This is a genomic window from Streptomyces sp. NPDC046379, assembly GCF_055587785.1.
Map to the genome: position 1 here is coordinate 165305 of NZ_JBVJFP010000008.1, position 25209 is coordinate 190513.

Consider the following 25209-nt stretch of genomic DNA (forward strand, 5'->3'; position numbering starts at 1 on the left):
CGGCCTCGGCGACGGGCCGGCCGCCCGCGCGTACCGGGCGGCCGCGGGACGCCGGCCCCGTCGCCGGGGCCGGCGCCGGTCACTCGGCGCCCCGCTCCGGCAGGGGCGAGTAGCGCGTGGGCCCCGGTGTCCGGCCCTCGGGCGGATAGTCGCAGTCGAGGCTGGAGATCTCGTAGTCGTCGTCCTCGTTCTGCTCCTGGTCGACCACCACCGCCGCGGTGCACACGCGGCCGTGCTCGTCGGTGAACGTGACGATCTCGCTGTAGTCCGTGGGGGTGCCGCATCCCGCGAGCAGCAGCACCGCCACCGCCGTCGGGCCGGATCCGCCCAGCCGTTTCATCCCTGCCCCCTCCCGTTGCGGCGACGCCGACCGACCGGCTGCCGCGCTCACACGGTAGCCGCGTACCGACGGGACCGGTCACGGGGTCGGTCGCCGTCGGGACGGAGCGCGAGGAGTCCCCGGCCGTCGGGCCGGGGACTTCGCACGGGCTCGGGCCGTCGGGCCGAGGGCCCCGCCTCGCCGGATACCCCGGCGGGCCGGGCCCCGCGTCGGCGCCGGCCGGCTCAGCGCCCGGCCTGGAGGGCGCTCCAGGTCGCCGCGCCGACGACGCCGTCCACGCTCAGTCCGCGCGAGCCCTGGTAGTCGCGCACCGCCTGCCCGGTGGTCGCTCCGAAGACGCCGTCCGCGGAGACGGTGCGGGCCAGTGCGGCGGTCAGCGCCCGCTGGAGACGCTGGACGGCCTCCCCGGAGGCGCCCTGGCTCAGCACCGGACGGGTGCCCGCCGACAGCAGCGCCGTCCAGGTGCGCGCCCCGACCACACCGTCCGCGCTCAGCCCGCGCGCCGTCTGGAACGAGCGCACCGCCGCCGCCGTCCCCGACCCGAACTGCCCGTCCACCGCACCGGCGTTGAACCCCTGGGCGTTCAGCAGCCACTGCGCGGCCTTGACCTGGTCGCCGGTGGAGCCGGTGCGCAGGGTGGCGTACGAGGCGAAGCTGAGCTGCACCGGCCCGGCCGAACTGCCCCCGACCAACTGCATGTAGCGGTTCCAGTCCCAGTGCGGGCCGGGGTCGGTGTGATCGTTGCCCGGGACCTCCACATGGCCGACGATGTGCGCCCGGTCCTTGGGGATGCCGTAGCGGTCGGCGATGGAACGGGTCAGCGCCGCGGAGGAGCGGTACATGGCGTCGGTGAACCAGGCCGGCTGGTCGACGTACCCCTCGTGCTCGATGCCGACGGAGTACGGGTTGGCGGAACGCGCGTGCCAGGCGGTGTCCTTCTCACGGACCATCTGCGTGATCTGGCCGTCGGAGGAACGGACCACGTAGTGCGCGCTCACCTGGGCCGAGGGGTTCTGGAACCAGCTGACGGTGCCCGCGTACGACCCCTGGGTGACGTGGACCACGATGGTGGTGACGGCGGCGCTGCGGCCCACCGCGTAGTTGGCGGTGCTGGCCGGCACCCACAGTGCGGCCGGGTAGTCGGGGGCGGCGGCCAGCGGCGCGGCGTCGGCGTAGGCGCCGCGGTCGGGCTGGACGGCGTCGGGCCGGACGGTGACGGCGGAGCCGTCCTCGGCGCGGGCGGCGATGCCCTGGGCGAGCAGGTCGTAGACGCCGTCGGCGTAGAAGCGGGCGGCACGCGGGTCGGACGAACCGCCGTACCGCGCCACCGCCTCGTACCAGGCGGCCGGGTCGGCGCGTTCCTCGGCGGTGAGGCCGGCCGCGTCGGCGCGGGCGCGCAGCACGGCGGCGCCGCCGCGGATGTTGGCGGCGGTGTCCCGGCGCAGGACGGAGACGGGGAGGCCGGTGAGGGCGGAGGCCTCGCGCAGCGTCTGCCTGCGCGGGTTGTCCACCAGGTGCATCACCCCGTATCCGCGGGCCTGGCTGGGCTTTCCGTCGTGGCCGTCGAGGCGGCTCTCGCCGTAGCCGACGGCGACGAGGACGTCGCGCGGGACGCCGAACTCGGTGGCAGCCCCGGTGAAGGCGTCGGCCACGGTCGGGGGCGCGGGCCGGGCCTGGGCGGTCGGCGCGACGGCCGCCAGGGTGAGGGCGAGGGTGGCGGTCAGAACCGCCGGAACGGTGTGCCGCGTCGGTGCCGTACGTCTTCTCACGGTGCCTCCGTCGAAGGGCGTGGGGGGGAGCGACAGGGCGGTGCCCGACCACTGAACCGGTAGCCCGGCGCCGCCGTCAACGGTGCCTCAGCCGCCCCCACGGCCCCACAACTCCACCTGAACCCACGGGAGATGGGATTTACCTCCGTGCGTGCGGGCCGTGCGTTCTGAGAAGCTTCCGGCCATGACGTCCGCGGGCGGGGCCGGGCGAGCCGGACTCCCTCCGACGGACCGAACGGACGGCGGGCGACCGGTGATTCTGCGCCGACCGCTCGCATGAACGGCCCGCTACCGGAAGGACGCGACGATGACGGGGCCCACGCCACCGACGCCCGACGAGCGCGGCGCACTGCTGGAGGGCGTGCGCCGTGCCCGCCGCACGCTGGAGACCGCATGCGCGGGACTGGACGCCGACCGGATGGCCCGGCGCTCCGTGCCGCCGTCGACGATGTCCCTGCTCGGACTGGTACGGCACATGGCCGAGGCCGAACGGACCGTCCGCCGGATGTGCGGCGAGGACGCGCCCAGGATCTACCGCACCCCGCAGGACCGCGACGGCGACTGGAACGGCGCTGTCGCCGATCCGGCGGTCGTGGAGGACGCCTGGCGCCGGTGGCGCACGGAGGCCGCGCTGACCGACCGCTTCACGGCCGGCCTGCCCGACCTCGGCACCCCGCCCGGAGGGGAGGCGCCGCTGCGCGAGATCCTCGCCGCGCAGATCGTGGAGTACGCGCGGCACTGCGGCCACGCCGACCTGCTGCGCGAACGGATCGACGGGCGGGTCGGCCGGTGATCACCGCGGGCCGGCGGTGAGCCGTACGTTTCGTCACGCAGGTGTGGGACGAGGGCGGGCGCAGGGATGACAGATTCCTCCCGACCTGGGAGGGATCAATCCTCGATGACCAAGAAGCGTTTCGGACACATGCTGCCGGCTGTCGTGGGCCTGGCCGCGGCTGCCCTCGCCGCGAGCGCCTGCGGCCCCGGCGGCGACGGCGCCGGACACGCGGAGACGGACCGGCTCCCGGGATCGGTCCGCTTCACCGGCTGACGGCCGACGGCTGGGCCGCACAGCGCCGGGCGGCGGTCCGGGCGCGCACGCGGTCCGGTCCCGGACGAACACCTGGCCCACGTGGATGCGCCCACGACAGCCGGACCCAGTGCCCGCGACCGGCTTCAGCGGTCGGCTCCGGCCTCGTCGAGGTGAGGAGGCCGGAGCGACGGCCTCTCCCGCGCACACCGGGACCCGCCCACGACCCGACCGCAGGCCGACGGGGCGCTCAGCCGGTGGTGGCGATGCGGTCCAGCCACTCGGTGAGCAGGGCGCGTTCGGCGCTCGTCAGGGCACTGGTTCGCGGGAGGGCGGCGCGCAGGGCGACCGCGGGTCCGACCGGGCCGCCGTCCGGGAGCACGTGTCGCGGGGAGTCGGTGGTGACAGCGGCGATGACCGACTCCCGGGCGATGGTCGACAGGGACATGTCGCGTTCGTTCTCGGGCTGGGAGATCAGGGCGAGGGTCACACCGCGGCCGGTGGAGTGGATGAGGAAGGCGGCGCGGTCCTCGCTCATCCGCAGACGCCCCGCCTCGGCGATGCGGCGCACCATGCCGGCCAGGATCTCGGACGCCTCACGCGCGGCAGGGGGCTCCACGCCCGGCCGCTGATCTCCGTAGATCAGTGTGTAGAACGCGGGGTTGGCGAGGCCGAAGCCGATGTGGAGGTCCCATCCGCGGCGCAGGTCCGCCACCGGGTCGTCGGTCGGCCGGTTCGCGGTCTTGCTGCGCAGGTAGGTCGCGAAGCCGTGGCTCGCGACGGCGTCCAGCAGGCCCTGCTTGTCCCCGAAGACGCGGTAGATCGCCGGCGCCTGCACGCCGGCCGCGGCGCTGACCGCCCGCGTCGACACGGCGTCCCGGCCGCCCTCGGTGAGCAGGGCGGCGGCCGCCTCGATGATCCGGTCCCGGTTGTTCTTGACGTCCACGTTTCCAACGTTAACAGAGTGACGATATCGATATGTCGCTCCGTGGCGCCGCTGCTGCGTCGGCGATGACGTCTGTCCCCGGGTGCAGCGCGCCGGCGGTGTCGGACAGGCGGAGACCGGGACGCCCGTGCCGGAGCAGGAGGATCTCGGCGGCGATGGACACCGCCGTCTCCGCCGGGTCGGCGCCGCCGAGGTCGAGCCCCACGGGCGAGCTGAGCCGTGCCAGCCGGCCGTCCGGGAGCCCCGCGGCCCGCAGCGACGCCCTGCGCTGCTCGACGGTGCGCCGGGAGCCCATGGCGCCGACGTAGGCCAGGTCCATCCGCAGGGCCGCCTCCAGCAACGGCAGCTCGAACTTCGGGTCGTGCGTCAGCGAGACGACCGCGGTGCGGGCGTCGACACGCCGTGCCGCCGCTTCGGCGGCGAGGTGGCGGTGCGGCCAGGCCACGACGACCTCGTCGGCGTCCGGGAATCGGTCGGGGGTGGTGAACACGGGGCGGGCGTCGCAGACCGTGGTCCGGAAGCCGAGCAGGGCGGCTTGGCGGACCAGGGCCGAGGCGAACTCGTTGGCGCCGTAGACCAGCATGCGGGGCGGGGACGCCAGGCAGTTGACGAACACGCGCGGGCCGCTGCCGGCGTCCGGGCCGGCCGACGACAGGCGGACGGTGCCGGAGCGGCCCTGGGCCAGCAGCCGCCGGGCCGCCGCGGCCGCCTCACGGTCGAGGGCGGGGCTGCCGGTGCTTCCGGCCGTGCCGTCGGCCCAGCAGACCAGGTGGGCGCCCTGCCCCGATCGGTCGGGCTCGATGACGGTGGCCACGGCGACGGCGGTTGCGGAACGCAGGTGCGAGAGGAGGATGCCCAGTTCGGGAAAAGACTGCCGGTCGACCCGCTCGACCAGGACCTCCATGGTGCCGCCGCAGGTCAGGCCGATGGCGCCGGCGTCGTCATCGCTGACGCCGAACCGTTCGAGCACGGTGGTGCCGTCCTGGACGGCCTGTTGGGCCAGTTCGTGGACGGCGCCCTCGACGCAGCCTCCGGAGACGCTGCCGCTGACCGTGCCGTCCGGGGCGCAGATCATGATCGCTCCCGTGCGCAGCGGGGCCGAGCCGAAGGTGGAGACGACCGTGGCCAGCCCGCAGGGCGCGCCGGACTCCCACAGCCGGTGCAGGTGCTCCCACAGGGCGTTCATGGCGTGTTGGTCCTTCGGATCAGTTTGTCCGGGGTGATGGGCAGGTCGCGGATCCGGATCCCGGTGGCGTGGTGGATCGCGTTGCCGATCGCCGCCGTCATTCCGGTGCCCGGGGTCTCTCCGAAGCCGCGTGCCCCGAGTGCCTCGCTGGTCGGGTCGGGTTCGTCGATGAAGACGGTCTCGATGCGGGGGATGTCGGCGTTGACGGGAAGCAGGTAGCCGGAGAGGTTCGGGTTGACGATCCGAGCCCGGTGGGGGTCGACCAGGGTGTGCTCGGTGAGGGCGAATCCGACCGCGCAGACGGCGCCGCCGATGGCCTGGCTGCGGATGGTTCTGCGGTTGAGGACCCGGCCGGCGTCGTACGCCCCGAGCATCCGGGTCACCCGCACGCGGCCGACGCGGGGGTCGACGCGCACCTCGGCGAACTCCGCGCCGACGGAGTAGCCGTGGGGAATGGGCACGGGGTCGGTGGTAACCTCGACCGGTTCGGCGTGCCGGGCGAGGACCGCACGGACGGCTTCGCGGCGCCGGGGCCTGCCGGTCTCGTACAGGATCCCGCCCTCCGCGCTCACCTCCTCGGCCGAGGCGCCGTACAAGGGGGAGAGGGGGTCGGCGACCGCGATGTCGATCACCGCCCGACGGGCCGTCGTGCAGGCCCGGTTGACCGCGGCGCCGACGCCGGGAACGGTGGCGGACGCGACGGACATGAAGGCGAAGGGGTAGTCGGTGTCACCGAGCCGGAACTCGACGTCGTCCAGATCCAGCCCCAGGGTCTGCGCGGCTATCTGGGACATCACCGTGTACGTGCCGGTGCCGATGTCATGGGTGCCGACCCGGATCACCGCCTTGCCCGCGGTGGAGATCACCACGTGGGCGCCCGCGCCCGGCCGGCCGCCCGTAGTGTGCGCCGCGGTGGCCATGCCCCAGCCGATCAGAGTGTCGCCGTCGCGCATCGACCCCGGGCGGGGATCGCGTTCGCTCCAGCGGAACCTGGCCGCGCCCTGGCGGTAGCACTCGATCAGGTTCTTGCTGCCGAACACGGCGCCCGCGGGGTCGGGGTTGACGGCGGTGTGGTTGCGCAGCCGGAGTTCGACCGGGTCCAGGTCCAGTGCGTAGCTCAGTTCGTCGAGGGCCGACTCGAGCCCGAAGGAACCGACGGACTCCGGTGGCCTCATGAAGCTCGGCGTCGGCAGGTCGAGCCGTACCGCCTGCTGGGCGACGTGCACGTTGGGGCAGGCGTACAGCATGGTGGTGGAGTGGCTGTGGGAGAACACGCCCTGCTCGGTGCGGCTGACCTGGTGGGTGCCGACGTGGTCGATGGCGGTGAGGACTCCGTCCCGCCCGGCCCCGATCCGCAGGCGCTGGTGGGCCTCGCCGCGATGCCCGTTGGAGGTGAAGGTCTGGGCGCGGGAGAGCACCAGCCTGACCGGACGCCCCAACTCGCGGGCGACGGCGGCCGTGAGCAGGGTGTGCGGCCACACCGGGCCCTTGGCCCCGAAGCCCCCGCCGAGGAACGGCGACAGCACACGCACGTTGTCGAGGGGGACGCGGAGTGCCTGGGAGAGGCAGATCCTGGTGGCGTGGCCGCCCTGGGCGGATTCGTACACCGTCACCCGCCCGCCGTCCCAGTCGGCGGTCGTCGTGGACGGCTCCAGGGGATTGTGGTGGTGCATGGGTGTGGTGTACGTGACGTCGATGCGGACATCGGCCCGCGCCAGCCCCGCCGCCACGTCCCCGCGGGTGCTCTCGTTGGGACCTGCCAGGCCCGCCGGAGGCACGAAGGCCTCGTCCATCGCGTCGGCGACGGCCGCCCGGGGCCGGCGGACGTCGTCGTAGGAGACGTCGACCAGCGCCGCCGCGTGCCGGGCCTGCTCCAGCGTCTCGGCGACGACGTAGGCCACGGGCTGTCCGCTGTGGTGGACGTCCGGATCCTGCAGGGGCAGGTAGCCCTTCAGGAAGCTGATGTGCTGGGGGCGCGCGAGGCGCGGCATGTTCCGGTGGGTGAAGACGGCGACCACACCGGGCGAGCGCTCGGCGTCGCGGGCGCCGATGCCGGTGACGCGTCCGGAGGCGACGGTGCTCATCACCAGGAAGCCGTGCAGCGTCCCGCGGACCTCGGCGTCCGCGGCGTAGGCGGCCGCACCGGTGACCTTGGCACGCCCGTCGATCCGCGGAACGGGGCTGCCCACGATCGGGCTCATCGGTTGCCTTCCAGGTCCTCGAGGATGTCGGCGAGGGCGCGCTGCACCAACTCGACCTTGAACGCGTTGTGCTCGCGCGGCTTCGCGCCGCGCACCAGGGCCCGGCCCGCCGCGGCGATGGCGGCGTCGGTCAGCGGCCGGCCGCGCAGGGCGTCCTCGGCCGCGGCCGGGCGCCACGGGCGGGGCGCGATGCCGCCGAAGGCGAGCCGGACGTCGGTCACCACCGAACCGCGCAGGGTCAGGGCGGCTGCCACGGAGACCACGGCGAACTCGAACGACGCCCGGTCGCGCAGCTTCAGATAGCGCGAGGTGCGGGCCACCGGGGACTCGGGGACCTCGACCCCGGTGATCATCTCGCCGTGCCGCAGCGCGGTCTCCCGGTGCGGGGTGGCGCCGGGCAGGAGATGGAAGTCCCTGAGCGCGATCGAGCGCCGCCCGTCCGGACCGAGGGTGTGCACGACGGCGTCCAGGGCGCTCAGCGCGACCGCCAGATCGGAGGGATGCACGGCGATGCAGTGATCGCTTCCTCCCAGGATCGCGTGCCGGCGGTTCTGTCCGTCGATGGCCGCGCAACCGGTGCCGGGCTCACGGCGGTTGCACGGACTGCCGACGTCGCGGTAGTACCAGCAGCGGGTGCGCTGCATGAGATTGCCACCGATCGTCGCCCGGTTGCGCACCTGTGGGGACGCCGACATCAGGAGGGCCTCGGAGATCACCGGGAACCGCTGGCGGACCACCGGATGATCCGCCACCTCCCGCATGCGGGCCGTGGCCCCGATGTGCAGTCGGCCGTCGCGCAGTTCGACGCCGGAGAAGGGGAGTGCGGCCACGTCCACGACCAGGTCGGGGGCGAGGACGCCGTCCTTCATCAGGTTCGTCAGCTCGGTCCCCCCGGCGACGAACGCGGCTTCGTCACGGGATGCGACCAGGCTGACGGCCTCGGACGGACGTGAAGCGCGGGTGTACTCGAACGGCTTCATCGCCCGGCTCCCTTCGCGGCGTCCCGCACCGCATCGACGATGTTCGGATAACAGCCGCAGCGGCAGAGGTTGCCGCTCATCCACTCGCGGATCTCCTCGTCCGAACGAGTGTGGCCCTCATCGATGCAGGCGACGGCCGACATGATCTGCCCCGGGGTGCAGAATCCGCACTGGAAGGCGTCCCGGCGGATGAACGCGTCCTGCACGGGATGAAGGTCGTCGCCGCGGGCCAGGCCCTCCACCGTGGTGATCTCCCGGCCGTCCTCCATGACCGCCAGGGTCAGGCACGACTTCACGCGCTCACCCTCGACGAGCACCGTGCAGGCGCCGCACTCGCCGCGGTCGCAGCCCTTCTTCGTGCCCGTGAGACCGAGACGCTCGCGCAGCGCGTCCAGCAGGGTGACCCGGGCCTCGACCGTGAGCGGATGGTTGCGGCCATTGACGCGGAGCCTGACCGCGACAGCCGACGCCGGGGGCGCCACGCCGTCCGCGGCGGCGGGACGAGCCGTGGCGGCGGGACGAGCCGTAGCGGCCGTCGCTCCCGCCATGGTGACCAGCATGCCGGTGGTGGCGCCACCGGCTTTGAGGACGTTGCGGCGGCTGTGTCCGGCCGGCGGCGCCTGCTCGTTCTCTGACATGCCTCGCTGCCTCCTCGGCGGTTGACGGCTGACGGGATGACGCAGGGGGCGTTATCGGTGTTAACGAAACCACGTTATCGACGTTCGCGCAACAATGGAAACGCAGATTTGTTATCGTCGATACCGTTTCGGCGTCCGCCGCGCTCGCCGACACGGACGGCGGCCGGCGACGGGCCGGACCGGCGCCCGCATCCATGCGGGTATGGAGGCTCTGCGGAGACCGTGAGTAACACCTCCCTCACGCAGTAGATTCGTCCCAGGTGCGGGCCGCACGGCCGCGCGCCGTCCGGCCCGACGCGAGGGGGAGGAATACGGTGCGTCCCGGAGACGAACTGGCTGGCCGTTATGTCGTGAAAGAGGTCATCGGTGTGGGGCGGGGCGGCGAGGTGTGGCTCGCCCACGACACCGTGGTGGGGCAGGACGTCGCACTGAAACCCGAGCGGATCGAGGCAGACCGCGAGACCGCGCTGCGGCTGCTGGGCGAGGCGCGGGCACTGGCCAAGTTCCGCGGCCATCCCCATGTCGTGACGCTGTTCGACGTGGTGACCGAGGCGCCGGAGCAGAACGCCGCCACGACGTACTGGTTCGTCATGGAGCACGTGCCCGGCGGCGGCCTGGACGGCAAGCCGTCCGTGCCGCCCCGGCAGGCGGCCCGCATCGGCGCCCAGCTCGCCGACGCGCTGGCCACGCTGCACGCGGCCGGGGTCGTCCACTGCGACGTCAAGCCCGCCAACATCGGGCTCACCCGGCACGGCACCGCCAAGCTGCTGGACTTCGGCGCCGCATACCGCGTCGGCGGCGCCGAGACCATCACGGCCAACGGCCCGTACAGCTTCACCCCCGACTACGCCGCTCCCGAACTGGCCCGCGGGAACATCCCCCTGCCCGCCTCCGACGTGTTCTGCCTGGCCGCCACGCTCCACGCACTCGTCACCGGCGCCCCACCACGGGGAGACGCGGCGCGACGGGCCGGCGGAGAGGACAGCGCCCGACTGGCGTACTGGAAGGCGGAACAGGGTGTCGTGGAGATCGACGCCCATGCCGTGGGGCCCCTGTACCCCGTGCTCTCGGCCATGCTGCGGCGCGATCCACAAGAACGCCCCGAGGCCGCCGAGGCGCGGCGGCTCCTGGCGGCCGTCGCCGACGGCAAGGTCCGGCGCCCCCGCCGGTGGTTACCCATCGCGGCGCTCGGTGCGAGCGCCGCGGTGGCGGTCGCCCTGCTCGCCCTCTCCGGCGACCGGGACGACCGGGGCGACGACGCCGCGGGAGGGACCGGGAGCGGTTCCGCCCAGCGGCAGCTTCCCGGGGACTCCTTGCACGGCGCGGCGCGGTCCCTGATCGGCGATCCGCACACCGCGGACGTGTGCGCCCTGGCCGATCCCGCGGCCTTCGACCGGTTCGGCGACAGCCGCGTGGACGTGGACTACGGCAACTTCGACCGCTGTGACGTGCTCGTCCAGACCGACGACGAAAACCGCATCGACGTGTCGTTCCAGCTGCGCGACGGCTCGCCGCCGGAGTTGACGGTCCCCTCCCGGACCATCGGGGGCGTCGCCGTCCGGGAGGAACCCCCGGCCGAGGACGAGTGCGCCCTGCTGCTGTCCCACGGGAAGCCGGGCGAGGCGGGCGACGTCGTCCGGATCCGCGTCGACATCGACGACGAGGGCACGGTGGACGGCGGCACGGCCACGTTGTGCGCGGTCGCCGAAGCCGCCGCCCGCAGCGCCGCCGAGGTGCTCAACCGGGGCCCGCTGCCACGCCGTACGCCCGCCTACCCCGCCGAGTCCCTGGCCTGGGCGGACGCCTGCGCGCTGCTCGACGCCAAGGCCCTGTCCGCCGTGCCGGGCATCAAAGCCGACGCGCCCGAGGCGGGCGTCGCCCACTGGAGCTGCGAGTGGTTCAGCGACGTCGACGACCTGGAGACGCGGATCGCCTTCTTCCGCGACCAGCCGAAGTCCGCGCGCGACGGCGACCCCGTCCGGCTCGGCGGCCACGACGCCGTCGTCGTGCCGAAGGGCGACGGCGACGGAACCTGCACGGTCTTCGTCGTCCACCGCGAGTACGGCGGCCACGACGCCGAGACGGCCGCCGAGATGCTGCGTCTGTACGTCGGCGGCAGGCGGCCCCTCGGCGACCTCTGCGACATGGCCACCGACCTCGCGGCCTCCGCCGCCGCGAACCTGCCCGCCCTCTGAGAATGGTGCCCAGCACGTTCGGGAGGGGTCCCGAACAGGTTGGCGCAAACTGGCGGGCACGTCCGGCGGAGCCGGTCGCCCCGAGGCCCCGCCGTGTCGAACCACAGGCGTCCTCCGCCCTCCGCACCGAGGAGACCCGCGATGTCCTTCTCCACCAGCCTCGCGCGCGGTGTCGCGCCCACCGCGCCCGGCACCCTGCACGCGCGCACGGTCACCGGCGACCTCTGCGTCCCGCCCAGCCCCGGACGGACCGTCCGCTTCGGGCGGGGCGAGCGCCCCGACGTGGACCTGGAGGTCGGTATCGACGATCTCCGGGTGAGCCGCCGGCACGGGGAGCTGACGTTCCGCCAGGGCCACTGGTGGCTGCGCAACACCGGGCTTCAGCTCGTGCGGCTGCCGCGCGGCCGGATGATGCACAGCGCCACCGAGCCCCTGCCCCTGAGCACCGGATACACCCCTCTGTTCGTCAAGGGCTCCGGCTACCGCGAGCACCTGGTCGAGCTGTACGTCGCCGACCACGACGACCAGGGCCCCGTCTCCCGCCGGCGGGCCGACACCCTGCGGCCGCAGACCTGGGCCCTCAACGACGACGAACGGCTGCTTCTGGTCGTGCTCGGCCAGCGGTACCTGCTCTACGAGGAGGATCCGCGGCCCCTGACGTACTCCATGGCCGCCCGGCAGCTCGCCCATCTGCGCCCGGACGGCAACTGGAACGAGCGCAGGATCGAGCACCGGATAGAGGCCGTACGACGCCGGCTGCACGGCACCGGCTTCCGCTACGCGCTGATGCACGACAGGTCCGGGGAGCGGCCCTCCGACAACAGCCTGCTGCACAACCTGCTCAAGGGCCTGGTCGAGTCGACGACCCTCGTCCCGCCGGACCTGGACCTGATGGACGACGTCCCCGGCGGCCCGGACGGCGCGCCCGGGGGACAGCCGTAGTCACGCGCTCGACGCGCAGCCGGCGCCGCCCGGGCCCGCCGGGAGCGCCGGACCGCAGTACCCCGCGCGACGGTCAGGACCGGTGACGGGGGTCGGCCCGTCACCGGTCCTTTCGCCTGTCCTACGCGGCCCCGGGGCCGACGTCCACCGCGGTGAGCGGGGCCCGTGCGACCGTGGACGCCGACCGCTCGTCGGCGCCGACGTCGACGCCGCCGGAGCGGGCCTGGCCGTCCATGTCGTCGGTCACGAAGAGGTGGCCGCCGGTGCCGGAGTCGATCGCCGGGCTTCCCGCGCCGATCCGGTAGAGCGAACCGTCCAGGGCGAGCAGCGGGTCGACCGCCCTGACGGAGCCGGCGGGCACGGACACGCCGAGGGTCGCCGATCCGGTCGGCCAGGCCACGTTCCCGGAGTAGGTCATGTTCAGGGGCTTCCTGACTTCGTTGATCAGCTTGCCCCGGCTGCCGGTGACGACGTTGTCGGCGATGACGGAGTCGACCGGGGGAAGGCTGTAGTTGGCGCCGATCTCGATGTTCGACACGTTGTTCACGAAGGTGTTGTTCACGACGGTCGCCCGGTAGACGCGCCAGTGTGCGTTCAGCGCGCCCGAGGTGTCCACGTCGCCGCCGTCGATCTGCAGCGCGGCGTCGTGGCCGGTGCCGGTCAGGCCCTCGAAGTAGTTGTTGTAGACCTTGTGGTCCTGGCCGTAGAGACGGATCCCGCCGGTCTCCGCCTTGCCCTCGCCGAGGAAGAAGTTGCCGTGGAAGACGCCCCGGTTCCCGTGCCGCTGGGACAGGACGCCCTGGGAGGCGCGGAAGGTGTTGTAGCGGACGACGTTGTCGTTGCTCTTCACGGAGACGATCTCCGGGTCACCGTCGCAGTTCTCGAAGAGGTTCGACTCGACGACGGTGAATCCGCTCGACCGGGAGATTCCGCTCCAGCCGACCCGGATGGCCTCCATCTCGTTGTCCGCGCGGGGGCCGATGTCGCGGAAGTGGTTGTGGTCGATGCGGTCGTGCTGTGACTGCTGGGTCTCGGATCCGTCGATGGTGATGAAGTTCCCGAGCTGGTGCTTCTCCTCGAACAGGTTGTGATCGATCCGGTTGTGGTGGCTGCCCGCACCCTGGATGATCACCCACTTCAGTGAGGACTCCTCGGTCAGCCGGAAGTGGTTGCGGGTCAGCCGCACATGGTTCGACCTGGTGATCTTCAGGGTGTCGCTGTTCGTGAACTTCAGGCCCTGGAAGGTGACGTAGGAGGAGTCCGCGACTTCCAGCTGCCCGTCGCCGATCACCGCCCTGCCGCGGTTCTCGGCGACCACGGTGATGGGTGCGGCGGCCGTTCCGTTCTTGCCGGTCATGCCGCCGATCGCGTACGTGCCGTCCGCGAGGACGATGCGGTCACCGGCCCGCGCGTCCCCGAACGCGCTCTCCAACGCGTCCGAGTCCGCCACACGGACCGTGCGGACAGGGGTCGGCTCCCCGTCGTCCCCGCCGCCGTCGTCTCCGCCGCTGCTGTCGGCTCCGTAGATGTCCGTCTCGGTGATGCTGGTCCAGTCGTTGGTCGTGTTTCCGTGGCCGACGATCCGCACGTAGCGGGCCGGGGCGTCGGCGAAGTCGTACTTCTCCTGCTGAAGTGTGGTGCCGCTGCTGGTGGTTCGTGCCAGGACGGTCCTCCACGAGGCCCCGTCCTCGGACAGCTGGACGTCGAACGTGTTCGTTCTGCCGACTCCCTGGTGCCAGGCGACCGACGCCGACCCGACGGTCCGCGTCGAGCCCAGGTCATAGCGGATCCACGCCCCGTCGCCCTCGGACGACCAGCGGGTACTCAGGTCGTTGTCCAGGGTGTTGGCGGGGACGTTGCCGTCATCGGGACTCGCCGAGACGCCGACCACCCGGACCGGCAGGTCCTCGCCGGGATCGCCGGGATCGCCGCCGGCGGGCTCGATGTCGTACGTCCGGACCCAGTCGACCTCGAGCACGGCCGGGCGCAGCCCGCTGTCGCCGGTGAAGTTGTCGAGCTGGATGTTCAGATGCCCCGAGGGCATCGTCTGGATGTCCCCCCGGTCGGCGTCCGCGCCGCCCGACTCCCGGAACCACTCGACGCCGTCGACGTAGCCCACCAATGCGTCCGGCGTCCACTCGAAAGCGAAGTTGTGCCACTGCGTCATGTCCACCGGGCAGTGGTCGTTGCGTTCCTTCTTGTCCGTCGGGCTCTTCGGATAGTGCAGGAAAGCGGTGAGGCACTGGGCTTCGGGGTCGGACGTCTCGACCCAGTCGTACTCCCCGTTCTCGAGCCGGTTGCCCGCGGTGGGCCAGATCAGGTGCAGCACGTGGTAGAGCCCGCCGGCCGAGCCGGTGTTCCGTGAGCGCGAACGGATCTCCCACCGGCCGTACTGGGCGTCACGCCGCTGCCGCAGCCAGCCCGTGTCGCCGTTCGCCTCGCCGCGCATGGTGAGCATGCCGTTGGCGACGGTGCTGTTCTCGGCGCAGCGGCGGCCGTTCCCGGCGTGTCCTTCCCAGCATCCCTGCGTGCCGCCGACCTCGCCCGTCGGCACGGCCCATTTGGCGGGGTCGACCGCGCCGGTGTAGTCGAACTCGTCGGAGACCGGCAGCGGGGCGCCCCAGCCGTACCGCTCGGCGGCCTCGGTCGAGTCCCCGGAACCTCCGCCCGCGCCGTCGCCGTGTGTGACGTCGAGGCCGTAGATCTTGACCTCGCCGTAGTTGTCCGCGCTGCACGGATCCGCGTTGCCGCAGTTGGCCTGCGTGTACGCGCCGGCCTTGAAGTAGGCGCCGGAGTAGTCCCTCGACAGCGTGGTCTGCAACGCGCCGTTGTAGTAGACCCTCGTCTCGCCGTCCCTGACCTCGAACTTCGCCTGGAACCTCGTGCCCAGCCGGTAGGTGTCCGTCACCAGATGGTGATGCGACGTGTCGCCGTCGGTGATGTAGAGCCTGCTGCCTTCGAGGCGGAAGACGGTGACGTCGTCGGAGGCGTCGTGGATCTGCCCGGCGACGACGTACGGCCTCTCCTCGGGAACGGCCGTGATGGCCTGGTCGATCACCATGGTGTGGGTGCCGGACGTGGACGACCAACTTGCCTTGGCCGTACCGGAGTCCGTCATCTCCCGCAGCTCCGAGCGAGGGTAGCTGGAGCCGCTGGTGGTGACCCCGTTGACCGGTGCCCGGAACCGGACGGCCGAGCAGTCGTCGGCCGTGACGAACCACGGGTCGTGCCGGTACGTGGCGAGTTGCGGCTGGTAGACGTTGGTGGGGGACTCCTCGTCGCCCACCGGCAGCCCGATGTACCAGTTCGTCAGGTCCAGCACGTCCGCCGGGTACGCGCAGGAGCCGCCACCGTCGCCTCCGCCTCCGTCGGCTCCGTGGATGTCCGTCTCGGTGATGCTGGTCCAGTCGTTGGTCGTGTTTCCGTGGCCGACGATCCGCAGGTAGCGGGCCGGGGCGTCGGCGAAGTCGTGGCTCTGCTGCTCAAGAGTGCTGCCACCGCCGGCTTTCCGGTTGACGACGGTGGTCCACGACGATCCGTCCGCGGACAGCTGGACGTCGAAGGTGCTCTGCCTGCGGTCGCCCTGGTGCCAGGCGACCGACACCGACCCGACGGTCTGCACCGAGCCGAGGTCGTAGCGGATGGACACCCCGTCGCCCTCGGCGGACCAGCGGGTACTCAGGTCGTCGTCGAGGGTGTTGGCGGCGACGTTGCCGTCATCGGCGCTCGCCGTGACGCTCTTGACCTCCAGCGGAGGGGTGGCGGCGGCCGAGGCGGCCGGGTGGAACCCACCCGGGACTCCGACGGCGACCGCACCCACTAACAGCGCATGAATCATGCGTCTCATTGGGCCTCGCTTCCCTTGACAGCCCCGGTCGACCGAGACGGACGTTTCGGGGCCGGACGGTTGTGGTCGATAACCGTGAAGGGGCGCACCCGAGGTGATGCCCCACATGCGGGGGCACGGTGTCAGAGGCATGACGGGACCCGTCCCGCGTCCTGTGGGACCGGGCCGAGGACCGCGTTCGGGCGACGAACGGGCCATGCGTTCACGCGAGGCGACACTCGGGCTCCCACCTGCCCGGCCATGGCCACCGACGACAAGACGGTCCGCCGACGTCGTCGGTGGACCGTCTCGAAAGACCGAGGCTGGAGCGGGACCCGAGTGACACTCGACCGGCGAACTCACACGGCGGGGGCGATCCGGGCGTGACGGCCCCAAGCCGCGCACAGCCCATGCCCGCTTCGCCCGGGGCGCCGTGGGGGGCGCCGGCCGGCAAGCCGGCGCCCCCCACGGCCCGCCGCGCTCCTGGCGGCGCACCCGTTCCCGCGGGCGGGAGCATCCTCCGGGGCGCGGGTCAGCCCTGGAGCCGGCGGTGGGCGCGGATGATGTCGGCGTAGCGGTGGCCGCTGGACTTGACGGTGCGGGCCTGCGTCGCGTAGTCGACGTGGACGAGGCCGAAGCGCTTGTCGTAGCCGTAGGCCCATTCGAAGTTGTCGAGAAGGGACCAGGCGTAGTAGCCGGCGAGGGGGGCGCCCTTGCGGACGGCGCGGGCGCAGGCGCTCACGTGCTGTTCCAGATAGCGGGCCCGGTCGGGGTCGTCGACGGTGCCGTCGGGTGCGACGGTGTCGGGGAAGGCGGAGCCGTTCTCGGTGACGTACAGCTTGCGGACGCCGTAGTCGTCGGTCAGCCGCATCAGGAACGCCTCCAGGCCGTCGGCGTCGATCTGCCAGTCCATGCCGGTGCGGGGCACGCCGGGCAGGCGGATCTCGCGGGCGTACGGGACGGGGCCGGCCGGGTCGTCGGCGACCGTGACCGGGAAGTAGTAGTTGAGGCCGTGCCAGTCGAGCGGGACGGCGATCGTCTCCAGGTCGCCCGGGCGTTCCGGCAGTTCGACGCCGTAGAGCTCGCGCATGTCGGCGGGGAAGCCCCGGCCGTAGACGGGGTCGAGCCACCAGCGGTTGGTGTGGCCGTCCATGCGGGTGGCCGCGGCGATGTCCTCGGGCCGGGTGGAGGCGGCCTCCACGGTCGAGTGGTTGGTCACGAGCCCGACCTGGGCGCCCGGCACAGCCGCGCGGATCGCCTGCGCGGCCAGTCCGTGGCCGAGGAGCAGGTGGTACGAGGCGTGCACGGCGGCGGTCAGGTCGGTGAGGCCGGGGGCCATCCGGCCTTCGAGGTGACCGATCCATCCGGAGCACAGCGGCTCGTTGAGGGTGGCCCAGCGGGTGACCCGGTCGCCGAGCCGCCCGGCGACCGCGGAGGCGTAGGCGGCGAGGTGCTCGGCGGTCTCGCGGCTGGTCCAGCCGCCCCGGTCCTGGAGCGCCTGGGGAAGGTCCCAGTGGTAGAGGGTGATGTTGGGCGTGATGCCGGCGTCGAGGAGGCCGTCGACGAGGCGGTCGTAGAAGTCGAGGCCGGCCGCGTTGACGGGGCCGTCGCCGCCGGGGACGACGCGGGGCCAGGCGATGGACATCCGGTAGGCGCCGGCGCCCAGCTCCTTCATGAGGGCGATGTCCTCGGGCCAGCGGTGGTAGTGGTCGCAGGCCACGTCGCCGTGGTCGTCGTTGTCGATCTTCCCCGGGGTGTGGGAGAAGGTGTCCCAGATCGACGGGGCCCGGCCGTCCTCGGCGACGGCGCCCTCGATCTGGTAGGCGGATGTGGCCGTGCCCCACACGAAGTCGGGGGGGAAGGCGGCGAGGTCTATCGCTTCGGACACGGAGGGTGCCTCTCTGGGGTGACTGGGATGATCGGAGGGTGCGGTGGGCGCAGGGAGCGCGGGCCGCTACTTGACGGCGCCGGCGGTCAGCCCGGTGACGAGGTAGCGCTGGAGGAGCAGGAAGCCGGCGACGACCGGAAGGCTCACGACCAGGGACGCGGCCATGATCTGATTCCAGTACACGTCGTTCTGGGTGGAGTAGCCCTGGAGGCCGACGGCGAGCGTGCGGGTGGTGTCGTTGGTCATCACGGAGGCGAAGAGGACCTCGCCCCATGCGGTCATGAACGCGTAGACGGCGACGGCGACGATGCCCGGGACCGCGGCGGGCACGATGACCCGGAAGAGGGCCCCGAGCGGTCCGCACCCGTCCACCTTGGCCGCCTCGTCGAGGTCTCTGGGGACCGAGTCGAAGTACCCGATCAGCATCCAGATGGAGAAGGGCAGCGAGAAGGTGAGATAGGTGAGGATCAGGCCGCCGCGGGAGCCGAAGAGGGCGATGCCGGTGACGTTGCCGATGTTGACGTAGATGAGGAACAGCGGCAGCAGGAAGAGGATGCCGGGGAACATCTGCGTCGAGAGCACCGTGACCGTGAAGACCCGCTTGCCGCGGAAGGTGTAGCGGCTGACCGCGTAGGCCGCGAACACGGCGATGGTGACGGAGCAGACGGTCGCCGCGCCGGCCACGATCAGCGAGTTCACGAAGTAGTCGGCCAGCGGGACGGTTTCCCAGATGTCGAAGTACGGGCGGACGGTGAGGCCCGTGGGGAACCACTGGAACTTGCCGGACACGTCCTCCAGCGGCTTGAGCGAGCTGGAGATCATCACGTACACCGGCAGCAGGACGAAGCCGGCGAGGAGCGTCAGGAAGATCCGCCGGCTCCACAGGAAGGACTGCGGGGCGGCCATGGGGGAGCGGGCCTGACGCCGGGACTGGCTAGGCATCGGAGGCCTTCCTTCCTCGGGACGTGAGCAGGAGGTAGACGCCTGTCACCACGAGCAGGAACAGCAGCAGCAGGACCGACATGGCGGAGCCGGCGCCGAAGTTCCAGGTCTGGAACGAGGACTGGTAGATGTGCAGGGAGATGAGGTCCGCGGCCTCGGGCGCCGCCTCGCCGAAGAGGACGAAGGGGGTGTTGAAGTCGTTGAACGTCCACAGGAACAGCACGAGGACGAGGACCTGGTTGACCGGGCGCAGCGACGGCAGCGTGATGCGGCGGACCTGCTGCCAGACGCCGGCTCCGTCGAGGGCGGCGGCCTCGTAGATCTCCCGGGGGATGTTCTGCAGTCCGGCCATGATGATGAGGAAGGCGAAGGGCCAGCCCTTCCACACCGACACGACGAGCAGGGCGACGAAGCTGTTGTCGCCGATCAGCCAGAACGGCGGGCTGTCGGTGAGGCCGAGCTGGTCGTGCACGACGTGGTTGATCAGGCCGTTGTCCCGCTGGAACATGAACGCCCAGGTGATGACGGCGGCGTAGACGGGCAGCGCGTACGGGACGAGGAAGAGCGTGCGCAGGAAGCCGCGGCCGCGGAAGCTCTCCTGCATGAAGATGGCGGCGGCCGCCCCGAGCAGCCAGCACAGGCCGACCGACAGGACGGTGAACAGGCAGGTGGTGACGAAGGAGTTGAGCAGCGCCTCGCCCACGGGGGCGTCGAAGTCGACCGCGAGGGAGTAGTTGTCGAAGCCGGCCCAGGGCGCGGTGGTCCAGTCGCGGATGTAGAACTGGGTCAGCTCCTTGAAGCTGACGGCGATGCCGATCACCATCGGCACGAGGTGGACCAGCAGTTCGAGCAGGAGCGCGGGCAGGAGCAGGAGGTACGGCAGGCTGATGCGCCGCAGCCGCCCGGAGCGGCGCTTGCGCGGCGCTCCGGGGGAACTCTTGCGTGCCTTCCGCTCGCCTGTGTCAGGGGCAGCGGTGAGAGTCATCGTGGTGGTCCGCCACTCAGTTCTTGGGCATCTGCTGCTGGGCCTTCTCGAGCTTGGCCCGCACCGACTCGGTGGTCACCGGCCGTCCCGCGGCGGCGTCGGCGAACAGCTCCTTGACCGCGGTGCCGACGACGGTCTCGAACTGGGACTCCTCGGGCACCTGCGGGAGCGCGGTGGCGCTGCTCGCCAGGGTCTCGCGCAGCACGGCGAGCGCGGGGGTGTTGAAGGCCGGGTCCTCCTGCGCGGCCTTGACCGGCGGGATGGAGCCGTAGGCCTTGTTGAGGACGACCTGCTCTTCCTCGCTGGTCATGAAGTTGACGAACTTCTTGGCGCCGTCGATGTTCTTGGTGTTCTTGAAGACGGCCAGGTTGATGCCGGCGACCATGGAGTTGGTGGCCTCGCCCGGGCCGGGCTCGCCGGACAGCACGGGGGCGGGCGCCACTCCCCACTCGTCGTCGTTCATGCCCTGGGTCTTGAAGGTGGCGGACGCGGTCTGCCACAGCACCATGCCCGTCTTGTCCTTCGCGAAGTCGCTCAGGGACTGGTTCTGGGCGTACTCGGCGTTGCCCGGGGCGACGATCTTGTCCTTGGCCATCAGGTCGACGTAGTGCTTGACCGCGGCCACCGCGCCGGCGGAGGTGAAGTCCGGCTTGCCGTCGGCGGTGAAGAAGTCGGCGCCGTGCTGCTTGCCGAGGACGAACACCTGGTGGATGTTGTTCGACAGGTTGGAGCCCTCGGCGCCCAGACCGTTGTAACCCTTCGCGGTGAGCTTCTTGCCGGCCGCGACCAGCTCGGCCCAGGTGGCCGGCGGCTTCTCTATCCCGGCCTCGGCGAACAGCTTCTTGTTGTAGTAGAGCGCGTAGGCCATGGAGTACAGCGGCACGGCGGCGGGGTCCTGGCCCTGGGCGCCGGTGGAGCCGAGCGCGGACTCCACGAAGCGGTCCCGGCCGCCGATCGCCTTGAAGTTCTCGGCGTCCCAGGGCAGCAGGGCGCCGGTGGCCTGGAGGGAGGCGGACCAGGTGTTGCCGATGTTGAGGACGTCGGGACCCTGGCCGGAGGTGGTGGCGGTGAGGATCCGGTTGAGCAGGTCGGACCAGGGCACGACCTCCAGCTTCACCTTGATGCCGGTCTGCTTCTCGAACTTGTCGAGTTCCGGCTGGAGGACCTTCTTGTCGACCTCCAGGTTGGCGCCCTGGTTCGAAGCCCAGTAGGTGAGCGTCTTCGGCTGGTCGTTGGAGCCCTCCGAGCCGGAGGAGCCCCCACCGCAGGCGGCCGCGGTGAGAACGAGGGAGAGGGTGACGACGCCGACGGCTGCGGCTCTGATTCTGCGCATGTCTTCAGGGGCCCTTCCGGGAGGGTTGACGGATTTCGTCTGCGGGGAGGGTGCGACACGAGTGACGTCCCGCGTTCGAGCCCTGAAGCACCCCGCCGCTTAATTCACGGTGTGAGTTAAACCTCAAGTGAAGGTCGCGTCAAGGCCCCGGCCCCATGTAAGTTGCGTGCAGGACATTGAGGACGAGGGGGCAGGGTGAAGATGCGCAGCGGCCGGACGGTGCGTGACCTGCGGCGCGAGAATCGCACTGCGGTGTTGCAACGGTTGTATTTCGACGGGCCCCTCAGCCGCTTCTCGCTCGGCCCGGTCACCGGGCTCAGCTCGGGCTCGGTGAGCAACGTGGTGTCCGAGCTGGTCGCCGAGGGCCTGGTGGAGGAGGCCGGCAGCGTGGACTCGGCCGGGGGCCGGCCCCGGACGCTCCTGCGCATCAGCGCGCACAGCGGCTACATGATCGGCGTGGACGTCGGCGAGACGCGGGTGCGGATCGAGCTGTTCGACCTGGCTCTGACCGAACTCGCCCGCGTGGAGCGGCCGTTGGCCACCGACGCGGTGCGGCGCGTCGACCGCTACGACGTCGGTGTCGTGGTCGGTCACCTTCGCGAAGGCATCCCCGAGGTCCTGGACCGGGCCGGCATCCCGGCGGAGCGGCTGCTGGGCGTCGGCATCGGAGTGCCGGGCATCGTCGCCCGGAGCGCGCAGGACGGCGCCGTCGTGCACGGCCAGACCATCGGCTGGGACGCCGTCCCGCTGGAACGCCTGCTGCGCGAGTCCCGGCTGCTGCCCGAGGCCGTGCCGTACTACATCGACAACGGCGCCAAGACGCTCGGTCAGGCCGAGATGTGGTTCGGCGCCGGGCGCGGGGCGCAGAACGCGGTGGTGGTCCTCTTCGGCTCCGGCGTCGGCGCCTGCGTCGTCACCGACGACATGCGGTCCGGCCGGGCCCTGGAGTGGGGACATCTGACCGTACGGGTGCGGGGCCGGAACTGCCGCTGCGGCGCGACGGGCTGCCTGGAGGCGTACGCCGGCGCGGAGGCGCTGCTGGAACGGTGGGCGGAGGCGGGCGGGCGGCCACCGGCGGGCGCGGACGAGGAGACCGCGCTGACCGCGATGCTCGCCGCCGCGTACCCCGTCCCCGACGCCGAGGGCGCCACGGCGCCTGCCGACGCGACCGCCCTGGCCGTCCTGGAGGAGACCGCCGAGTTCCTCGGTGCGGGCTTCTCCGACCTGATCAACCTGTTCCAGCCCGAACGCATCCTCGTCGGCGGCTGGGCCGGGCTCCAGCTCGGCCGGCGCTTCCTCGACACCGTGCGGACGTACACCGCGTCGTACTCGCTGAAGTACCCCGGCGGGCGCGTCAGCATCGACCTGGGCACCCTCGGACCGGACGCCGTCACCGTCGGAGCCGCGATCCTGCCGCTCGCCGACTTCTTCGCCCGCGGTGGCCGCCGCGCCGAGTCGGCCCCGGAGCAGCAGGGCCCCGTGTGGCAGACGAGCCTGCGCGAACGGGCGGCGCAGTGAAGGGCCTCAGCCGCTGAACGCCCGACGCTCGACCGTCAGTTCACCCTCCCAGCGCAGGTCCCCCGCCGACCTGCCCACCATGAGCCGGTACGGACCGGGCTCGGTGGACCAGGCGCGCTCCTCCGGCGACCAGTGACGCAGGGCGCGGGGCGCCACCTCCACCTCGGCGGTCACCGTCCGGCCCGGCTCCGCGCGGACCGCCGCGTATCCGGCGAACCAGCGTACGGGCCGCTCCACGGCCGACTCCGGCCGCGCGGCGTAGACCTGGACGACCTCCCGTCCGGCGCGGGTCCCCGTGTTGCGCAGGTGCACCCGCACGGTGAACGCCTCGCCCGCCGTGACCTTCGCCGGCGCCTCGACGGCCTCGTACTCCCAGCTGGTGTAGCCGAGCCCGTGGCCGAACCAGAAGGCGGGCGCTCGGCCGGCCCGCAGCCAGGCCCGGTGGCCGATGTGCAGACCCTCGGCGTAGTCGAGACGGCCCTGTGCGGGTCGCGTGCGCGTCACCGGCGTGTCCCTGAGAGACGCGCCCCAGGTCGTGGGGAGCCGCCCGCCCGGCTCTTCGAGGCCGAACAGTACGTCGGCGAGCCCCGCGCCGGCCTCCTGCCCGGGGAACCACGCGAGCAGCAGCGCGCCCACGTCCTGTCGCCACGGCATCTCGACCGGACCGCCGCTGTTGACGACGACGACCGTGCGCGGGTTGACCGCGGCCACGGCCCGCACGAGATCGTCCTGGTGCCCGCCGAGGGACAGGTGGCCTCGGTCGTACCCCTCGGTCTCGTCGTCTTCGGTGGTGCCGACGACCACGATCGCGGCGTCCGCCTGCCCGGCCGCCTCCACCGCGGCGGCCCTCGTGCGCTCGGCGTCGGGCTGCGGCGGCGTCGCGGTGACCACGGTGGCGCGACCGCTGCCGTGGACCAGTTCGCGCCGCGCCGTCACGAGCACGGGCCGCTTCGACGTCAGCTCCGTCGAGGCCTGCTGAACGGGCGGGTTGACGTGGACGACCGCCGGGTCGTCCGTCCCGCGGGGGAACACGCCGTCCAGGACGGTGTGTCCGTCGACGGTGAGCGTCATCCGGCCGAAGCCGCCGACGCCGAACGTCCACGTTCCCTGCTGCCGCGGTCGCAGCAGCGCGCTGATCTCCACCGTGCGGGCGCCCGGCGGCAGGTCCGGCTCCAGCTGCCGGCCCGAGAGGCGGTGCTCGGCGTGCAGTTCACGCCCCGTCCCGTCCAGGACGCGCAGCAGCACGCCGGGGGCGCCCGAGCGCGGGTCGCTGCACTCGTCGGCGCCGAGCGGCGCCGCGCCGCCGCCCGGGAGCGGGCCGGGGACGTGCACCACCCGGGCCCGGCCGCGCAGCCGCGCCCGGATGCCGGCCAGTGGGGTCACCACGTCCGAGGGAAAGACGCCGGCGCTGCCGCCGCCCTGGGTGCGGGGTGACGCGGCGTGCGCGCCGATGACCGCGACGTTGGACAGCTCCGCCGGATCGAGCGGCAGCACCCCCCGGTTGGCCAGCAGGACGGAACCGGCCGCGACCGCCCGGCGCAACAGCGCCCTGCCCTGCTGCGGACGCCGCACCGGTGCGCGGTGCCGGAGGTACGGGGTGAAGGCGCCCACCCGGCCGGCGAGCCGCAGCAGCCGTCCGACCTTCTCGTCGACGGCGTCCTGCGCCACCCGTCCGTCCTTCACGGCCTGGACCAGCTCCGCGCCCCAGGGGCTCTGCGGGCCGGGCATCGCCAGGTCGAGGGCGGCGCGGGCCGGCTCCTCGGCCGACCGCACGGCGCCCCAGTCGGACACCACGACCCCGTCGAACCCCCATTCCTCCTTGAGGGGGTCCGCCAGGAGGGGGTGGGCCGTCATCGTCGCGCCGTTGACGGAGTTGTAGCCCGCCATCACGAGCCACACGCCCGCCTCGACGGCCGCCTCGAAGGGCGCCAGGTACACCTCGTGCAGGGCCCGCTCGGACACGCGCACGTCGACGGTCAGCCGGTCGGTCTCGGAGTCGTTGGCGACGTAGTGCTTGGCCGTGGCGGCCACGCCATGGGCCTGGATGCCGCGGATCAGCGCGGCGCCGGTACGGCCCGTCAGCTCGGGGTCCTCGGAGAAGCACTCGAAGTGCCGGCCCCCGAGCGGGGTCCGGTGGAGGTTGAGCGTCGGGGCCAGCACCACGTCGACGCCCTTGCGGACGGCCTCCGCGGCCAGCAGCCCGCCGAGTTCCTCCACCAGTTCCTCGTCCCACAGGGCCCCCAGGGCCGACGCGGAGGGAAGCAGCGCGGAGGGGCATCGTTCGTCCCACGCCTCGCCCCGGACGCCGGCCGGACCGTCCGACATCGCCATCTCCCGCAGTCCGATGCCGGGTTCCCCCGCCGTGCGCCAGGTCGTCGCGCCGGTGAGCAGACGTACCTTCTGGTCAAGGGTCAGCTTGCCGATGTGCCGGTCGAGCGTGCTGTCGTCCACGTCCCGCCCTTCTCTCACAGTTCGTCGGTCATGGCCCTCGCC

General features: G+C 72.3%; 18 protein-coding genes. 5 read left to right on the forward strand and 13 right to left on the reverse strand.

From position 1 onward, the window contains the following. Positions 1-79: 79 nt before the first annotated feature. Together ACZ6KF_RS16495 and ACZ6KF_RS16500 are read right to left on the reverse strand one after the other, a co-directional pair. Positions 80-340, reverse strand: a complete 261-nt coding sequence (locus tag ACZ6KF_RS16495) for a hypothetical protein (protein ID WP_469159242.1) — start codon at positions 338-340, stop codon at positions 80-82. A gap of 224 nt (positions 341-564) precedes the next feature. Continuing rightward, entirely contained in the window at positions 565-2109 is a 1545-nt protein-coding gene (locus ACZ6KF_RS16500; RefSeq protein WP_356628628.1) for a peptidoglycan-binding protein, read from the reverse strand. 307 nt (positions 2110-2416) lie between these two features. Between ACZ6KF_RS16500 and ACZ6KF_RS16505 the strand changes: the two genes are divergently transcribed. Together ACZ6KF_RS16505 and ACZ6KF_RS16510 are read left to right on the forward strand one after the other, a co-directional pair. After that, the gene (locus ACZ6KF_RS16505) at positions 2417-2902 is read left to right on the forward strand and encodes a mycothiol transferase (RefSeq protein ID WP_356628630.1); all 486 of its coding nucleotides are present in this window, start codon (positions 2417-2419) and stop codon (positions 2900-2902) included. A gap of 105 nt (positions 2903-3007) precedes the next feature. Beyond that, positions 3008-3157 (forward strand): hypothetical protein, encoded by a 150-nt coding sequence (locus ACZ6KF_RS16510; protein ID WP_356628632.1) that lies wholly within the window; start codon positions 3008-3010, stop codon positions 3155-3157. 229 nt (positions 3158-3386) lie between these two features. Here the strand turns inward: ACZ6KF_RS16510 and ACZ6KF_RS16515 are convergent, their stop codons facing one another. Genes ACZ6KF_RS16515 through ACZ6KF_RS16535 form a run of 5 tightly spaced genes read right to left on the reverse strand, consistent with a single transcriptional unit; the run spans position 3387 to position 9087 of the window. Next, on the reverse strand, positions 3387-4082 hold the full coding sequence (locus tag ACZ6KF_RS16515; protein ID WP_356628634.1) for a TetR/AcrR family transcriptional regulator: 696 nt from the start codon (positions 4080-4082) through the stop codon (positions 3387-3389). A gap of 10 nt (positions 4083-4092) precedes the next feature. After that, on the reverse strand, positions 4093-5268 hold the full coding sequence (locus ACZ6KF_RS16520) for an XdhC family protein (RefSeq protein ID WP_469238977.1): 1176 nt from the start codon (positions 5266-5268) through the stop codon (positions 4093-4095). Next, the gene (locus ACZ6KF_RS16525; protein WP_469238979.1) at positions 5265-7469 is read right to left on the reverse strand and encodes a xanthine dehydrogenase family protein molybdopterin-binding subunit; all 2205 of its coding nucleotides are present in this window, start codon (positions 7467-7469) and stop codon (positions 5265-5267) included. Before ACZ6KF_RS16525 ends, ACZ6KF_RS16520 begins: the two co-directional genes overlap by 4 nt. Then, positions 7466-8449: an FAD binding domain-containing protein gene (locus ACZ6KF_RS16530; protein ID WP_356628640.1), complete on the reverse strand. Its 984-nt coding sequence runs from the start codon at positions 8447-8449 to the stop codon at positions 7466-7468. The genes ACZ6KF_RS16525 and ACZ6KF_RS16530 overlap by 4 nt, the downstream gene beginning before the upstream one ends. Further along, positions 8446-9087, reverse strand: a complete 642-nt coding sequence (locus tag ACZ6KF_RS16535) for a (2Fe-2S)-binding protein (protein WP_469238980.1) — start codon at positions 9085-9087, stop codon at positions 8446-8448. Before ACZ6KF_RS16535 ends, ACZ6KF_RS16530 begins: the two co-directional genes overlap by 4 nt. 314 nt (positions 9088-9401) lie before the next feature. On the opposite strand from ACZ6KF_RS16535, the gene ACZ6KF_RS16540 reads away from it, so the two are divergent. Next, entirely contained in the window at positions 9402-11282 is a 1881-nt protein-coding gene (locus ACZ6KF_RS16540) for a serine/threonine-protein kinase (RefSeq protein ID WP_469238982.1), read from the forward strand. A 141-nt stretch (positions 11283-11423) separates the two neighbouring features. After that, the gene (locus ACZ6KF_RS16545; RefSeq protein ID WP_356628644.1) at positions 11424-12224 is read left to right on the forward strand and encodes an FHA domain-containing protein; all 801 of its coding nucleotides are present in this window, start codon (positions 11424-11426) and stop codon (positions 12222-12224) included. A 121-nt stretch (positions 12225-12345) separates the two neighbouring features. Here ACZ6KF_RS16545 and ACZ6KF_RS16550 read toward each other — a convergent pair whose 3' ends face one another. From ACZ6KF_RS16550 to ACZ6KF_RS16570, 5 genes are all read right to left on the reverse strand, one after another. After that, positions 12346-16071: a chondroitinase-B domain-containing protein gene (locus ACZ6KF_RS16550; protein WP_469238984.1), complete on the reverse strand. Its 3726-nt coding sequence runs from the start codon at positions 16069-16071 to the stop codon at positions 12346-12348. Between the two features lie 511 nt (positions 16072-16582). After that, positions 16583-17938, reverse strand: coding sequence for a GH1 family beta-glucosidase (locus ACZ6KF_RS16555; RefSeq protein ID WP_356628648.1), 1356 nt, complete (start codon positions 17936-17938; stop codon positions 16583-16585). A 66-nt stretch (positions 17939-18004) separates the two neighbouring features. Beyond that, positions 18005-18844: a carbohydrate ABC transporter permease gene (locus ACZ6KF_RS16560; RefSeq protein WP_356628828.1), complete on the reverse strand. Its 840-nt coding sequence runs from the start codon at positions 18842-18844 to the stop codon at positions 18005-18007. A 28-nt stretch (positions 18845-18872) separates the two neighbouring features. Further along, on the reverse strand, positions 18873-19865 hold the full coding sequence (locus tag ACZ6KF_RS16565) for a carbohydrate ABC transporter permease (RefSeq protein WP_356628650.1): 993 nt from the start codon (positions 19863-19865) through the stop codon (positions 18873-18875). A gap of 16 nt (positions 19866-19881) precedes the next feature. Beyond that, positions 19882-21198, reverse strand: coding sequence for an ABC transporter substrate-binding protein (locus tag ACZ6KF_RS16570; RefSeq protein ID WP_356628652.1), 1317 nt, complete (start codon positions 21196-21198; stop codon positions 19882-19884). 195 nt (positions 21199-21393) lie between these two features. Here ACZ6KF_RS16570 and ACZ6KF_RS16575 point away from each other — a divergent pair, with 195 nt between their 5' ends. Next, entirely contained in the window at positions 21394-22716 is a 1323-nt protein-coding gene (locus ACZ6KF_RS16575; RefSeq protein WP_356628654.1) for an ROK family protein, read from the forward strand. 6 nt (positions 22717-22722) lie between these two features. Here ACZ6KF_RS16575 and ACZ6KF_RS16580 read toward each other — a convergent pair whose 3' ends face one another. Then, complete coding sequence (locus tag ACZ6KF_RS16580; RefSeq protein ID WP_469238986.1) at positions 22723-25167, reverse strand: glycoside hydrolase family 3 C-terminal domain-containing protein; 2445 nt, start codon at positions 25165-25167, stop codon at positions 22723-22725. Positions 25168-25209: the final 42 nt, after the last annotated feature.